At 72.2% G+C, this 14,954-nt stretch carries 13 protein-coding genes; 11 read left to right on the plus strand and 2 right to left on the minus strand.

Translation table 11 applies throughout. The features are described 5' to 3' along the window. Positions 1-31: 31 nt before the first annotated feature. The gene (locus tag Raf01_RS17920) at positions 32-3,067 is read left to right on the plus strand and encodes an AAA domain-containing protein (protein WP_203919054.1); all 3,036 of its coding nucleotides are present in this window, start codon (positions 32-34) and stop codon (positions 3,065-3,067) included. Here Raf01_RS17920 and Raf01_RS17925 read toward each other — a convergent pair. Next, on the minus strand, positions 3,064-3,615 hold the full coding sequence (locus tag Raf01_RS17925) for a GNAT family N-acetyltransferase (RefSeq protein ID WP_203919055.1): 552 nt from the start codon (positions 3,613-3,615) through the stop codon (positions 3,064-3,066). The genes Raf01_RS17920 and Raf01_RS17925 overlap by 4 nt on opposite strands. Positions 3,616-3,773: 158 nt before the next feature. Between Raf01_RS17925 and Raf01_RS17930 the strand changes: the two genes are divergently transcribed. From Raf01_RS17930 to Raf01_RS17965, 8 genes are all read left to right on the plus strand, one after another. Next, a complete protein-coding gene (locus tag Raf01_RS17930; protein WP_203919056.1) occupies positions 3,774-4,691 on the plus strand; it encodes a hypothetical protein in 918 nt (305 codons plus the stop codon). Positions 4,692-4,764: 73 nt separating this feature from the next. Continuing rightward, positions 4,765-6,075 (plus strand): MFS transporter, encoded by a 1,311-nt coding sequence (locus Raf01_RS17935; RefSeq protein ID WP_203919057.1) that lies wholly within the window; start codon positions 4,765-4,767, stop codon positions 6,073-6,075. Positions 6,076-6,295: 220 nt separating this feature from the next. Further along, the gene (locus Raf01_RS17940) at positions 6,296-7,726 is read left to right on the plus strand and encodes a family 43 glycosylhydrolase (RefSeq protein ID WP_239133698.1); all 1,431 of its coding nucleotides are present in this window, start codon (positions 6,296-6,298) and stop codon (positions 7,724-7,726) included. A gap of 93 nt (positions 7,727-7,819) precedes the next feature. Continuing rightward, positions 7,820-8,434: a hypothetical protein gene (locus tag Raf01_RS17945; protein WP_203919058.1), complete on the plus strand. Its 615-nt coding sequence runs from the start codon at positions 7,820-7,822 to the stop codon at positions 8,432-8,434. Between the two features lie 145 nt (positions 8,435-8,579). Continuing rightward, on the plus strand, positions 8,580-8,783 hold the full coding sequence (locus Raf01_RS17950) for a hypothetical protein (RefSeq protein WP_203919059.1): 204 nt from the start codon (positions 8,580-8,582) through the stop codon (positions 8,781-8,783). Positions 8,784-8,846: 63 nt separating this feature from the next. Beyond that, positions 8,847-9,536 carry a MarR family winged helix-turn-helix transcriptional regulator gene (locus Raf01_RS17955; protein ID WP_308442655.1) on the plus strand — a complete coding sequence of 230 codons (690 nt, stop codon included), beginning with the start codon at positions 8,847-8,849 and terminating at the stop codon, positions 9,534-9,536. After that, positions 9,533-11,122 carry an LLM class flavin-dependent oxidoreductase gene (locus Raf01_RS17960; RefSeq protein ID WP_203919060.1) on the plus strand — a complete coding sequence of 530 codons (1,590 nt, stop codon included), beginning with the start codon at positions 9,533-9,535 and terminating at the stop codon, positions 11,120-11,122. Before Raf01_RS17955 ends, Raf01_RS17960 begins: the two co-directional genes overlap by 4 nt. Positions 11,123-11,267: 145 nt before the next feature. Further along, positions 11,268-12,059 carry a DUF2470 domain-containing protein gene (locus Raf01_RS17965; RefSeq protein ID WP_203919061.1) on the plus strand — a complete coding sequence of 264 codons (792 nt, stop codon included), beginning with the start codon at positions 11,268-11,270 and terminating at the stop codon, positions 12,057-12,059. Positions 12,060-12,118: 59 nt separating this feature from the next. Here Raf01_RS17965 and gnd read toward each other — a convergent pair whose 3' ends face one another. After that, the gene (gene gnd, locus Raf01_RS17970) at positions 12,119-13,597 is read right to left on the minus strand and encodes an NADP-dependent phosphogluconate dehydrogenase (protein WP_203919062.1); all 1,479 of its coding nucleotides are present in this window, start codon (positions 13,595-13,597) and stop codon (positions 12,119-12,121) included. Between the two features lie 175 nt (positions 13,598-13,772). Here gnd and Raf01_RS17975 point away from each other — a divergent pair, with 175 nt between their 5' ends. Together Raf01_RS17975 and Raf01_RS17980 are read left to right on the plus strand one after the other, a co-directional pair. Continuing rightward, the gene (locus tag Raf01_RS17975; RefSeq protein ID WP_203919063.1) at positions 13,773-14,294 is read left to right on the plus strand and encodes a hypothetical protein; all 522 of its coding nucleotides are present in this window, start codon (positions 13,773-13,775) and stop codon (positions 14,292-14,294) included. Between the two features lie 159 nt (positions 14,295-14,453). After that, the gene (locus Raf01_RS17980; RefSeq protein ID WP_203919064.1) at positions 14,454-14,951 is read left to right on the plus strand and encodes a pyridoxamine 5'-phosphate oxidase family protein; all 498 of its coding nucleotides are present in this window, start codon (positions 14,454-14,456) and stop codon (positions 14,949-14,951) included. Positions 14,952-14,954: the final 3 nt, after the last annotated feature.

A 14,954-nucleotide genomic window follows, 5' to 3' on the forward strand; every position in this document is an offset into this window, starting at 1 on the left:
GCCGTCGGCAAGGAGACCGCCAACAAAGCCCATGCTGCCCCGTCAGATTCTCAACGTGCTCGCCGACCTGGCTCCCGCGCCCGGCGAGCGGGTCTTCGACGTGTGCCGGACCGGGCAGACCCTGCACTGGCTGCCCGACCCCGACCGGGCCGCCCGCACCCGCGCCGTCGACCGCCTGGCCGCAATGGACGCGCTGAGCCCGGAGGAGCGGATCCTGCGGCGCGGCTGGGCGTTCGTCATCGGCGGCCTGGAGGTCGACGGGGTACGCCGCACCGTCCGGCTGCCGCTGCTGACCCAGCCGGTACGCCTGGAGCGGGGACTGCGCGGATACCGGGTGGCACCGGCCGGCGACCTTGAGCTGACCGGGCTGGTCGAGGACCGGGCACTGGCCGGCCAGTTGGAGGCGGCACCCGGGCTCGGCGGCGCGGGCTGGTTGCGGGCCACCGGCACGACCGCCTGGATCCGCTCCGCCGCCGAAGCGGCCGGGCTCATCGTGTCGGACGTGACCGACCGGCCGCCGACCCGGCCGCCGGACGCGAAGCTGGTGGCCGTCGCGGGCGCGGCCCTGTTCGTGATCCGCGACGTGCGCTCCGCCGGCCTGCGGGACACCCTGCTGACCTGGGCTGGTCGCCCCGGCCTGGAAGCGACCGCGCTGGCTCACGTGTACGGCCTGACCGACGCGCCCGACCCCGGCACGACCGGTCGGCCGGCCACCGGCCTCGACGACACGGCCGTCCGACAGGTCGGCACCTGCCTCGACAGCGACGCCGCCCGGCAGCTCGGCACCCGCCTCGACGGCACCGGGCCGACCACCGGCCGGCAGGTCAGCGCCGGCCAGCAGCTCGGCGCGCACCGGCAGATCAGCGCCGGCCAGCAGCTTCGCGCGGACACTGCCGGGGGCGACCCGGTCGCCTCACCGCTGCCGCTGAACGCGGCGCAGCGCGAGACCGTGCGCCGCACGCGCACCGAGCCGCTGGTCGTGGTGTCCGGACCGCCCGGCAACGGCAAGAGTCACACGCTGGTAGCCGCCGCCCTGGACACCGTCGACCGGGGCGGCAGTGTGCTGGTCGCCGCGCAGTCACCGGCCGCCGTGGATGCGCTGGCCGCGCTGCTGCGCCGCTACCCCGGACCGACGCCGGTGCTGTTCGGCGACGCGGAGCGGCGCGAGGCCATGGCCGCGGAGCTCGCGGCGGGCACGTCGGCCGGGGTTCCCGACCGGCAGCTCGCGGCCGACGCCGAGGCGGTCGCGGCGGCCAGCGGACGGGTGTCGGCCGTCGAAGCGGCGATCACCGCGGCCCTCGACCTGGAGCGGCGCGCGGCGTCGCTCTCACACTGGGCGCCGCTGCTCGCCGGGCTCGAGTCCGACGTGCCCGGCCCGTTCCGCCAGGACTTCGACCTCACCCGCGCGCGGCGCCTCGCCGGCCGTACCGGCGGTGACCGCGCCGCCGGGGATGCGCGGCCGGAGCCGGGCTTTGGCGGACCGCCACGACCAGGGCGAGGCGAGCGCCTCCACGGCTTTGCCAGGTGGTGGCGGGCGGCGGTGGGCAACCTCGCGCGCCGCCGGCTGCGCCGCCTGACCGGCGCCGGGCCGGACACGCCGCCGGACCGGATCCGGGCCGCTCTCGACGCCGCCGCGGCCAGCCGGGCGGCGGCACGGTTGGCCGCGACCGGCGGCACCGACCTCGACCCGGCTTGGCGTGAGCTGACCGACGCGGACGCCGACCTGGCCGCCGCGATCGGCACCGCCATGCGTCACCGCGCCGCCAGCGCCCGCCGCTGGACGAAGCAGGCGCGGCGCAGCGCGGCGGTGCTCGCGACGGCGTTGCGGGCCGGACGGAACCGCCGCCGGGAGATGCTCGCGGAGCTGGACGGCGAGGCGCTGGTGCGGGCGTTGCCACTGTGGATCGGCAGCATCACCGACGTCGAGGACCTGCTGCCGCCGGTACCGGGCCTGTTCGATCTGGTCATTCTCGACGAGGGCGTGCACGTCGACCAGATCCGGGCCGCACCGGTGTTCGCCCGGGCCCGCCGGGCGCTGGTCGCGGGCGACCCGCGGCAACTGCGGTTCGTCTCGTTCGTCGCGGATGTGGACGTCTCCGTCGCACTGCGCCGCCAGGGGCTGGACGGACTGGCCGACCGGCTCGACGTGCGCCGGGTCAGTGCGTTCGACGTCGCGGCGGGCGCGGCGCCGGTGACCGCGCTGACCGACCATTACCGGTCCGCGCCGCACCTCATCGAGTTTTCCGCGCGCCGCTTCTACCGCGACCGCATCGCGCTGGTCACCCGCCATCCGCGTAACGAGGGCGCGGATCTGATCGACGTGGTACGCGTGGCCGGCAACGTCGTCGACGGAGTCAACCGGGCCGAGGTCGACGCCGTCGTGGCGCAGATCCGCGCGCTGACCGGCGACGGGCACATCGACATCGGGGTGGTCACGCCATTCCGGGCGCAGGCCGACGCGCTGGAGTCGGCTCTGCTCGCCGCGTTCCCGGTGGAGCAGATCGAAGCGCTGCGGCTGCGCAGCGGCACGGTGCACGCCTACCAGGGCAGCGAAGCCGACATCGTGATCGTCTCGCTCGGCCTGGTCGACGGGGACTCGGCGGCCCGGCGGCGGTTCGTCGCCGACCCGAACCTGTTCAACGTCATGGTCACCCGGGCCCGCCGGAAGATGGTCGTGGTCACGTCGCTGACCTCGGCCGACGGGATCGTGGGCGACTACCTCGACTACGCCGGTACGGTGCCGGAGCCGTCCCCGGCGGACCCGACGGCGCACGAGGCCGGCGACTGGGTCGCCGCGCTGGCCGCCCGGCTCGACGAGAACGGCGTACCGGTCCGGGCGCGGTACCCGGTCGGCACCTGGCGCCTGGACCTGTGCGCGGGTACCGGCACGGGCGCGGCCGGCCTCATCTGCGGCGTGCACCCGGACGGCACCGACCAGCACATCGAGCGGCAGCGCACCCTGCGGGGCGCGGGCTGGCGGCTCGTCGACGCGTTCCCGAGCCGGTGGGCGGGCGACCCGCTGCGGGCCGCCATCGACCTGTCGGCCGATGGATCGGTGCCGGACTAGCCGACGGGACAGGCCGCCGGCTCAATCCGCTTGGCCATCTTCACCAGCGGTACCGGTGCCCCGCCGGTGGCGTCCTCGACGTACTCGACCGGCTCGAAGCCGTACGCCGTGTAGAGCGGCTGACCGGCGAGCGTGGCCATCAGCTCCAGGCGGGTGAACCCCTCGGCCGCGGCGGCGGCCTCGCAGCGGGCCAGCACCATGCGACCCACGCCCCGCCGGGCGAACGCCGGATCGGTGTACATCGCCCGGACCCGGGCGGCGTCGACCGCCGGATCGAGCAGCCGCGCGTTGCGGCCGGGTGCGGTGTCGCCGCCGTACAGCGTCGCCCGCCGGCTCCAGCCGCCGCAGCCGGCGACCCGCCCCTCGGACTCGACGAGGTAGTACGTGCCGTCCTCGACGAGCTGGGTGTCCAGGCCCATGACGGCGCGGCTGGAGGCGATCTGGGTTTCGGTGAGGAAGCCGCGCTGCAGTTGCCCGATGGCGGCGTCCATCACGGTACGCAGTGCGGGCACGTCGGCGAGACCGGCCTGCCGGATGTCGAACGTCATCCACTCCCCCTGGGTCTCGCGGTGCCACGGTCGCTCCCGCTTGAGCCTGCCACCCGTGCCGAGCCGCCCCGCACGGGGGCCGGCCACTCCGAGGGTGCCGTCGCGGATCCGCTAACGTCTGTTCACACCTGACAAGACCCGTACCCCCGGGAGCCGGATTGCCCCGACCGCGTCCCCTCGTCCTCCTCGGCCTGGTCGCCATGGTCGCCGTCGGTGCGCTGATCGTGGTCGTACCGGCCGCCCGTACCCGGCTCGCCGGCGCGGGGCGCGTACTGGGAATCTCGCCGGCGGTGACCGGCAATGCGCGCATCGCGATGCAGGCCCCGCCGCCGCCACCGACCCTGCTGGCCGGCCCGGTCACCGCCCCGGCCGATCTGTCCCTGTTCGGCTGGGCGTTGCTGGATCTGCGCACCGGTACGATGTCCGGCTCCGCCAACCGGGAGACCGTGCTCAACACGACCGAGTCGATGGTCAAGGTCTGGCTCGCCGCGGACTACCTGCGCCGGCTGGGGTCGCAGCGGCCGACCCAGCAGACGCTTTCCGAGATCGCCCTGATGATCGAGGACAGCAACGACCTGATGGCGGACAAGTACTACAACCTGGACGGCGGCCCGGCCGCCATCCAGCGGCTGTCCACCGTCTGCAAGCTGACCCACACCGTGCCCGGCCAGAGCTGGAGCTACACCCGGATGACCCCGGCCGACGCGGCCCGCTACGGCAGGTGCGTCGAGGACTCGACGGCGGCCGGCCCGACCTGGACCGGGTGGCTCCTGGACACGATGCGGCACGTCCGCGGCACGGTCCAGGACCAGACTTCAGAAACGCGGCAGGGTGGCCGCTGGGGGATCATCGACGGGCTGCCCGCCTCGATGGTGCCGGCCACCGCCATCAAGAACGGCTGGACCTACATCTACGCCGACGCCCGGTGGCACATCGACTGCCTGGCGATCCAACGGGACTGGGTGCTGACCGTGGAGATGCAGTTCGCCGGCTCGCAGACGTCCGCCGGGCTGCAGAGGGGCGCCGACGTGTGCGCCTCGGTCGCGCGTCAACTGGTCTACGCCCCGGCCGTCTAGCCCCCGGTCCGGCCGGCCGCCGGCCGGCGTTATCTCGGTTGCCGGACCGGTCTTCGTCGTGCAGCGTGATGCGGTGCGCACGCGGTTGGGCGGACCCTTCGGACGGCTGCTGGTCTCGGTCGGGATCTCCGGCGCGGGCGACGGGATCCGGCAGACCGCGCTGCCCCTGCTCGCCGCGGTGCTCACCGGCAATCCCCTGGGCGTCTCGGCCGTCGCGGTCGCCCAGGCGCTGCCCTGGCTGCTGGTCAGCCTGCCGGCCGGTGCGCTGGTGGACCGCTGGGACCGGCGTACCGTCACTCTGGTCACGAACGCGGTGCGCGCCGCCCTGGCCGGGGTTCTCGCGGCGTTGGTCGCGCTCGGCGCCGCCGGCATTCCCGCGCTGTGCCTGGTGGCGTTCGCGCTGACTGTGGCCGAAACGTTCGCCGACGCGGCGGCGCAGGCGCTGTTGCCGGCGCTGGTCGAGGTCACCGAACTGGAGCGGGCGAACAGCCGCCTGTCGGTGGTCGGCAGCGTGGCCGTGCAGTTCGCCGGGCCGCCGCTGGGCGGGGTGTTGTTCGCGGTACGGCGCGCCGTGCCGTTCCTGGCCGACGCGGTCTCCTTCGCCGCCGCGGCGCTGCTGCTGCGCACCCTGCCGCCGTTGCGGGCTACGCCTGCCGGGCAACCGGACTCGCCGGCCGTCTTGCCGGGCGCGACCCTGTCACCGGCCGGCGCGCGCTCCTCGCGGGTGGCGTCCTCGCGGGTGGCGTCCTCGCTGCGCGCGGAAATCGCCGAGGGACTGCGCTTCCTCTCCCGGCGCCCGTTGCTGCGCGCCCTGGCAGGTGCGGTGGCCCTCAACAACCTCCTGATGGAGGCCGTGTTCGGCATCCTCGTGTTGTACGCCCTGCGCGTGCTGCACCTGGGACCGGCGCAGTACGGTCTGCTGTTCACCGCGTACGCCCTCGGTGGTGTCCTTGGCGGCTCCTACGCGGTACGGGTACGGGACCAGTTCGGCGCCGGCCCCGCGGTGACCGGCTCGATGCTGCTGCTGGGCCTGCCGTTCCTGCTGATCGCCCTGGTACCCAACGGATACGCCGCCGGTGTGGCGATGGTCGCGATGGGTACCGGTGAGGGTGTCTGGAACGTACTGACCATGTCCTTACGTCAGGCCGTGATCCCGGATCCGTTGCGGGGCCGGGTGCTCAGCGCGTTCCGGATGTTCGGCTGGGGCGCGGCCTCCGTCGGATCGGCACTGGGCGGCGCGCTGGCGCACGCTCTCGGGCTGCGATTCCCGGTGCTGCTGGCCGGCGTGGTGCTTCCCGTCGCGGCACTGCTGCTGACGCCCGTACTGTCCACGACGGCGATCGAGCACGCCCGCACGGCCGCCGCGACGCCCCCATCACCTTGACATCCTTCGATGTGACCGATAACAATCGCGGACAGCCCGGGTGCTCCGGCCGCGAGGGAGCCGGCGTGCGCGGTGGCCTCCCGGGTGGATGACCGGTCGACGCCAGCGTCCCTGGGCAACGGGACGCGCCGAGGAAGCGACGGCCCGTCCCAGCTACCCGCGCACGTCCGCCGCCGCCCGGGTCCGACCGGCGCCGGCCGATCCCGGTAAGGAGACTCGCATGGCGAGTACCAGGAAACGACGCATGTTCCTCGCGCTGGCGACGGTGGTGGCCGCCGGCTCGGGTACGGTGACCGCGGTCGCGGCCCAGGCGGCCAGCGCCGGCTGCCGGGTCGACTACGCGGTGACCAACCAGTGGCAGGGCGGTTTCGGCGCCAGCGTGACCGTCACGAACCTGGGCGACGCCGTCAACGGGTGGACGCTGACCTGGTCGTACACGGCCGGACAGGCGGTGACCCAGGCGTGGAACGCGACCGTCACCCAGTCCGGCGCAGCGGTGACCGCCCGGGACGCCGGGTACAACGGGTCCCTCGCGACCGGTGCGACCGCCTCCTTCGGGTTCAACGCCTCGTGGAACAACGCCAGCAACCCGACGCCGGCGAGCTTCGCCCTCAACGGCGTCACCTGTACCGGTGCGGTTTCCGCGACGCCGACGCCGACCCGGACCAGCCCCACCCCGACGCCCACCCGCACAAGCCCGACGCCGACCCCCACCAGCACCACGCCGGTGCCCCCGCAGGCCACCCCGACCACGCCTCCGGCCGCGTACCCGAACCCCGGCGTCGTCACCGGTGACACCGGCGTCCACGACCCGTCCGTGGTCAAGACGCCCAGCGGCGGCTACATCCTGGTGCACACCGGCGCGAACATCAGCATCAAGACCTCGACCGACCGCACCGCCTGGCACAACGCCGGATCCGCGTTTCCCAGCGGCGCGTCCTGGACACTGTCCTACACCGGCGGCAGCAACCAGCTCTGGGCGCCCGACATCTCGTACCACAACGGCAAGTACTACATGTACTACGCCGCCTCCTCGTTCGGCTCGCAGAACTCGGCCATCTTCCTGGCGACGAGTTCCACCGGCGCGTCCGGCAGCTGGACGAACCAGGGCCTGATCATCTCCACCAGCAGCAGCAACAACTACAACGCCATCGACCCCAACCTCGTCGTCGACGACCAGGGCCGGTGGTGGCTGGACTTCGGCTCGTTCTGGACCGGGATCAAGATGATCCCGCTCGACCCGGCCACCGGCAAGCGCTCGGGCACCAGCGTCACCAGCCTCGCGCAACGCACCGGCGGCACCACCGCGATCGAGGCACCGTACATCTTCAAGCACGGCAGCTACTACTACCTCTGGGTCTCGTTCGACCTGTGCTGCCAGGGCGCGTCCAGCACGTACCGCATCATGGTCGGCCGGTCGACGAGCGTGACCGGACCCTACGCCGACCGGAACGGCACCGCGATGACCGCCGGTGGCGGCACTCAGATCCTCGCCGGTCACGGCAGCATCCACGGTCCCGGTCACGAGGCTGTGTTCGCCGACACCGACGCGAACGTCCTGGTTTACCACTACTACGCCAACAGCGGCGCCTCGTACCTCGGCATCAACCTGCTCGGCTACGACTCGTCCGGCTGGCCTTTCGTGTATTAGTGCCTGTTGGCAACCCGGCTGACCGGCACGCCCCACCCGGCGTGCCGGTCGCTCGAGTTGCCGGTGGTGCCACCGCTGCATACGTTGATGCGCATGAACCCGGAACCGGACGAGACACGGGTCGCGTTCGACTACCGCCCGCTGCGCGCGGCGCGCAACCTGACCCGGGGACTGGCCGTGTCGGTGTTGGCCCTCGCGGTGGTCGGCCTGGTGGTGGTGCTGCTGTTGTTCGCCGTGTCCTGGGTTCTCGGACTCATCGTGGCGGTCCCGTTCCTGGCCTTCTTCGGTGCCGCGCTGAACCTGGCGAGAGGCTTCGTGGACCTGAGACGGTGGGATCCGCGGCAGTGGAATCCGAAACGGTGGGACCCGAGACGGTGGACTCGACCGACCCACGCGGCGGCACCGGCCCGGCCGTACCTGCTGCGGATCGGCGCTGATGGACTCATCGTGGAGTTGGGCCCGGAGCGCCCGGCGATCGTCGCGTGGCGCCACGTGGAGTCGATCGACGTGGCGGGCCGGGGACCGGGCGCCGCTCTCGTCCTGCGGCTCGCGCCGACGGCCGCCGACCGCGCCCGGCCGCCGTTTGTGCGGCCGTTCGCGATCCGGTTCCGCGACATGGACACCGAGCCGGCGCGGGTACTGGAGGCGCTGCGCCGGTACGCCGCGGGCCGCGTGCCGATTCCGGGCACGCCGCCGGCCACTTCCTGAGGCTCACGCCGCCGGCCACTTTCCTGAATCGCGGGCGGCGTCGGGCTGAACCCACGGGCACCACCGGGCTACCGCCGGCACGCCGCTGAGACCGCGGGCACCGCCGGGCAGGCGTGCGATGGGACGCATGCGCCAGAATGCCGCCATGCCAGACCTCACGTGCCGCCGGTGTGGTCGCCCGGTGGAGAGGTTCGCCGACCAGTTCGACCTGTTCGAGCAGATGCACTGGGTCTGCTTCCACTATGAGTTCGAGCACGGCGACATCGATCCGGACTGGGTGTGCGCAGCCGGCGGCTGCCCCTCGGCCGTGCACTCCCCGACACCGCGCCCGGAGAAGCCCCGGGATTGATCCCCAGCCGGCGAGTGGCGCGAGTCACTTGAAGCTTCAACTAACGGCGGTACGCTCGGAGTCGTGAGCAGCAAGCCGGAGCCGGTGACCAGTGAGCCCGAACCGCGTTGGCTCACGCCCGCCGAGCGGGCCGGGTGGCTGTCGCTGGCCGGCATCCTGATCCGGCTGCCCGGCGCGCTGGACTCGCAGTTGCAGCGCGACGCCGGCATGAACACCTTCGAGTACTTCGTGCTGAGCGGCTTGTCGATGGCGCCCAAGCACACCCTGCGGATGACCGAGTTGGCCGCCTTCGTCAGCGGCTCTCCGTCACGGCTGTCGCACGTCGTCAAGCGGCTCGAGCAGCGTGGTTGGGTACGCCGCGACCTCGACCCGCAGGACGCCCGGTGCACCAACGCGGTGCTCACCGAAGCCGGTTGGGACAAGGTCGTGGCGAGCGCACCTGGACACGTCGAGGCGGTCCGGCACCTGGTCATCGACGCGTTGACGAGCGGCCAGATCCGGCAGCTGCACGAGATCGGCGAACGCATCCTCGGCCGGGTTGCCCCCGACGAACCATGTACCGCCTACCGCCCGGCGACGCACGAAACGACACCCACGACACATCCGGCGGAAGCCTCAACGCGTCAAACCGAGCCTTCGACGCGTCAAGCGAAATCGACAGCGCATCAAACGAAACCCACGACGCGTCAAGCGGCGTCCACGCATCAAACGCAACCGGCAACACCTCGATCGAAGAAGGTACCCAGGTCATGACGGACTACGGCCACGAGTTGCTCTTCGGCACGTTTCTCACGCCGACGGCCCAGCGCCCCGAGCAGGTGGTGGCGCTCGCACAGCTGGCCGAGCAGGCGGAGCTGGACCTCGCCACGTTCCAGGACCACCCCTACCAGCCGGCGTTCCTGGACACCTGGACGCTGATGTCGTACCTCGCCGCCGCGACCTCCCGCATCCGGCTGTCCGCCAACGTGCTGAACCTGCCGCTGCGCCAGCCGGTCGTGGTGGCCCGCAGCGCGGCGAGCCTCGACCTGCTCAGCGGTGGCCGGGTCGAGCTGGGCATCGGCGCGGGCGGGTTCTGGGACGCGATCGAGGCCAGTGGCGGGCGGAGGCTCACCCCTGGCCAGTCGGTGGACGCGCTGGAGGAGGCGATCCGGATCATCCGCGAGGTCTGGGACGCCGAGCAGCGCGGCGGGATCCGCGTCGCTGGCGACTATTACCGCGTCATGGGCGCCAAGCGCGGACCGGCGCCCGCGCACGACATCGGCATCTGGGTCGGCGCGTACAAGCCGCGCATGCTGCGGTTGATCGGGCGGGTCGCGGACGGGTCGCTGCCCAGCCTGCCGTACCTGAGCCGGGGCCCCGCCGAACTGGTCGACATTAACGCGTACATCGACGAGGGCGCGGCCGCCGCCGGGCGCGATCCCCGCTCGGTGCGCCGCCTGCTCAACATCGCCGGACGGTTCACCAACACCGCCTCCGGACTGCTCGACGGGCCAGCCGACCAGTGGGCCGAAGACCTGGCCGGGCTCGCCCTGGACCACGGCATCTCCGGCTTCATCCTGATGGGCGACGACCCTTCGACGATCCAGCGATTCGGGCAGGAGGTGGCACCCGCGGTACGGGAACTGGTCGCCGCGGAGCGGTCCGGCCCGGGTACCAACAAGAAGCCCGGCGACGACGAGCCTGGCCGGGAGGTAATCGAGGCCGGCGCCCCGTCCGCCTTCGCCACCACCCCGCCGCCGGCCACCCGGCTGACCGAGCACCGGCTCTGGGACGAGTCCGAGCGTCCGGTACGGCCACCGACCCCGGCGGGTCAGGTGTACTCGGAGCGTGCGCGGACCGTCGGCGGCCACCTCATCGAGGTGCACGACCACCTGCGCGAGGAGCTGACGCAGATCCGCGACCTGATCGACCAGGTCAAGCGCGGTGCCGCGTCGGTGAGCCGGGCCCGCGCGGCACTCAATGAGATGACGCTGCGGCAGAACAACTGGACCCTGGGCGCATACTGCGCGTCCTACTGCACGATGCTGACCCAGCACCACGGGATCGAGGACGGGTCGATCTTCCCGCACCTGCGCCGGTCCGATCCGGCGCTGGTGCCGGTCATCGACCGCCTCCAGCAGGAACACGTCGTCATTCACGAGGTGGTCGAGGCCGTCGACCGGGCCCTGGTCGATCTGGTACGCGCCGCCGACGACGGGCACCCGGCGCCGGAGGACTTCGACGGGATCCAGAACGCGGTGGACGTGCTCACCGACACCCTGCTGTCCCACCTGAGCTATGAGGAGCAGCAGATCGTCGAGCCCATCGCACGTCACGGGTTCTTCCCGGGCCAGGTGTGATCGGCCAGGTCTGACCGGGCCCAGCCCCGACCGCGGCAGATCCGACCGAGCCAGTCCCCACTGAGCCAGATTCCCCCATGGCAGATCCGACGGGACCTGGACCCCGGTCGCTCCACGAGGCCGCGATTTAGGCTAGCCTTACCTAATGCGCAGCCCCGCCTCGCCCGCCGAGATCGCCCGTACCCTGGTCGCCGGCCATCTCCCCGGGCTCGCCCACGTACCTCGGTGGCCGGTACCCCTGCCGATCCGGTACGCCGCGGACACCGCCGGCCAACCGCTCATCCTCGCCGGGTACGCCTCCGCCGCCGCCGAGGCGCTGTGGCGGGCCGGGGACGGACCCGACGTACCGGTGGCGATCGCGGTGTCCGATGTGGCACCCGTTCCGGAGGCGCCGTGCCTGGGCCGGGCCTGGGTGGCGGGCTGGGCGCGACCGCTGACCGGCACCGCCGCGCGGGATGCCGCGCTGGACTTCGCCGCCGTCCACCCGACCGGCGACCTGCTGCTGCTCGGCCAGGGGTTCGTGCTGTACCGGGTCGAGGTCGCGGCGGTACGCCTCGAGCCACCGACCGGCGAGCCCGCCGGTGACCCCGTCGAGATCGATCCGGCAGGCTACGCGGCCGCCGAGCCCGACCCGCTCCACGTGATCGAGAACGCGCTGCTGTCCGGGCTCGCCCACCACCACCGCGGCGAACTGGCAGCGATGCTGCACCGGCTCGCACCCACCGCCGGTACGTGCGGGGCGATCGTCACGCCGGTCCGGATCGACCGGTACGGCATGCTCGTCGACCTCACCGACCCGACCGCCGACGACCGGGTGGCGCCGCGCCGGATCCGGGTGGACTTCCCCGCCCCGCTGCGCGACGCGCGCCAGTTCGTCACGTTGCTGCGCCCGGATCACCCGACGGCACGCGGACCGGCCCGGTACGAGCGCCGCTGACGACCGGCGCTGACGACCGGCCTCACACCGGGCCGGTCGTCAGCGGGAATGTATTCGCCTTATGCCGAGGCCGACTCGGCTCCCCCGGTCTCCGACCGGTCGCCGGCCCACAGCGTGTGGAAGCTGCCCTCGCGGTCGACCCGGCGGTAGGTGTGCGCGCCGAAGTTGTCCCGCAGTCCCTGGATCAGCGCGGCCGGCAGCCGGTTGCGGCGCAGGCCGTCGAAGTATGCCAGCGACGAGGAGAACGCCGGGGTGGGGATGCCGGCCCGGGCCGAGTCCGCGACCACCCGCCGCCAGCTCGGCACGCCGTCGAGAATCGCCTTCGCGAAATACGGCGCCGCCATCAGCGTGGCCAGGTCGGGCTGCTCGTCGTATGCCTCCCGGATCCGGTCGAGGAACCGCGCCCGGATGATGCAGCCACCCCGCCAGATCGTGGACACGCCGCCCAGGTCGATGTCCCAGCCGTACTCCTGGCTGCCGGCACGGATGTGGTCGAAGCCCTGCGCGTACGCGACGATCTTCGAGGCGAGCAGCGCCTTGCGTACGTCCTCGATGAAGGCGTCGCGATCGGTGACCATCCAGGAGTCATTGCCGGTGCCGGCGAACGTGCGGGCGGCGAGCTTGCGCTGGTCGGCGTGGCCGGACAGCGACCGCGCGAACGTGGCCTCGGCGATGCCGGTGATCGGGATGCCCAGGTCGAGCGCGCTCTGCACGGTCCACCGGCCGGTGCCCTTCTGCTCGGCCTGGTCCAGCACGATGTCCACGAACGGTTTGCCGGTGGTCGCGTCGGTGTGTGCCAGCACGTCCGCGGTGATCTCGATGAGGAACGACTCCAGCTCGCCGGAGTTCCAGCCGCGGAAGATCTCGGCGATCTCCGCCGGACCGGCCGACAGCCCGGCGCGCAGCAGGTCGTACGCCTCCGCGATGAGCTGCATGTCGGCGTACTCGATGCCGTTGTGCACCATCTTGACGAAGTGCCCGGCGCCGTCCGGGCCGATGTGGATGCAGCACGGGACGTCGTCGACCTGCGCCGCGATCGACTCGAAGATGGGGCCGAGCTTGGCGTAGGACTCGTCGGAGCCGCCGGGCATGATGCTCGGCCCGTGCAGAGCGCCCTCCTCGCCGCCGGACACGCCGGTTCCGACGAAGTGCAGCCCGTGCTCGCGCAGCGCCTCTTCACGGCGGCGGGTGTCGGCGTAGTGGGCGTTGCCACAGTCGACCACGATGTCGCCCGGCTCCAGCAGCGGCACCAGCTCGTCGATGACCGCGTCCGTCGGGCCGCCCGCCTTCACCATCACGATGACCGCGCGGGGCCGCTCCAGCGAGGCGACGAAGTCGGCCATCGACTCGCTGGGCACGAACGTGCCCTCGGTGCCGTGGTCGGTCATCAGGCTGCGGGTGCGTTCGACGGAACGGTTGTGCAAAGCAACCGTGAAGCCGTGCCGGGCCAGATTACGAGCCAAGTTGCGGCCCATGACCGCCAGTCCGGTCACGCCGATCTGCGCTGTGCCCCGAACCGGAGTCGACTGCTCACTCATCGTGTCACCCACCTGTCTCCGGCGACCCTCCTTTGACCACCGGACCAGTCGAGCCTAGTAGAGCCGGCAGGCGTCCGGTCGCCAGCCGCCGACTGGTGAGACGAACCCTCCGGAACGGATGCCGCGCGGGTGCCGGCGGCGGTTAGGCTGCGCCGACCGAGGACGGGAGGCCGCCGTGGGGGCGTCAGCATGGGTCAGCCGGATCGCGTACCAGCCGGACATCGCGGCGGCGCTGCAGGCCGCGCGGTGGGAGGCGTTCCGGGGCGGACACTACTACCACAGCCCCGATGAGCTGCCCGAGGCACGCACCATGACCGAGGACGAGTTCGTCGCGTGGATGGTGGAGGAGTACGGGCCGAACGCCGACGGCGCCGAGACCCGGCTCGCCTGGCGGGCCGCCCGGACCGGGCCCGACAGCCCGGACGCTCTGGCGGTTTCCCAGCCCTACTCGGGCACCCATTCGGTGATCGACATGACGCGTGTCGGGGACACCCCGGACATGTTCACGGTGGCACCGCCCTCCGGCGAGGTGCTCGACGACCTGTTCGCGACGCGCACTCCCAGCACCGACGCGGTCGCGACCGCCGCCGCCGACGGCAGGCTCGACCTGTACGGGCGCTGGCACGGTACGTACGTCGTCGGGTACCGGGGCGGCGAACCCGAGGCGATCTTCTTCGTCGGTCACAGCGGCGACTGACCGGCCTTCTTCGGACACGCGGGTGTCGTGGCGACCGAGCCCAGAAAGATTTCGAGAATTCGTACGCCTCGGACGTCGAGAACGTCCGGCCGGCTCCGTCCCAGGGACACGAACGGCCACGGGCCGTCCCGCCACGACGCCGACCGAGGAGCGATCACCATGCGACCGACCGAGATCACCGATATCCTGAACCGACCGATCAGCCAGGAACTGCTGGCCCGCGACCTGACCCGCCTGGCCTACATTGCCAAGGACGGCACACCGCGCAGCATCCCGATCGCCTTCACCTGGAACGGCGCGGAGATCATCCTGTGTACCTCGAAGAACGCCCCGAAGCTGCCCGCGCTGCGCAACAACCCGATGGTTGCCCTGACCATCGACACCGAGGTCCACCCGCCGAAGATCCTGCTCATCCGCGGGCGGGCCGAGCTGGACGTCGTCGACGGCATCCCGGACGAGTATCTCCAGATGAACGGCAGCTACCAGATGACACCCGAGCAGCGCGTCGAGTGGGAGGCCGAGGTCCGCTCGCTCTACGACGGCATGGTCCGGATCGTCGTCACCCCGACCTGGGCGAAACTCATCGACTTCGAAACCACCCTGCCCACCGCGGTCGAGGAGCTGATCCGGCAACGGGCCGAACGCCAGCACGCCTGAGAT

The organism is Rugosimonospora africana, assembly GCF_016862975.1.
Lineage (GTDB): Bacteria > Actinomycetota > Actinomycetes > Mycobacteriales > Micromonosporaceae > Rugosimonospora > Rugosimonospora africana.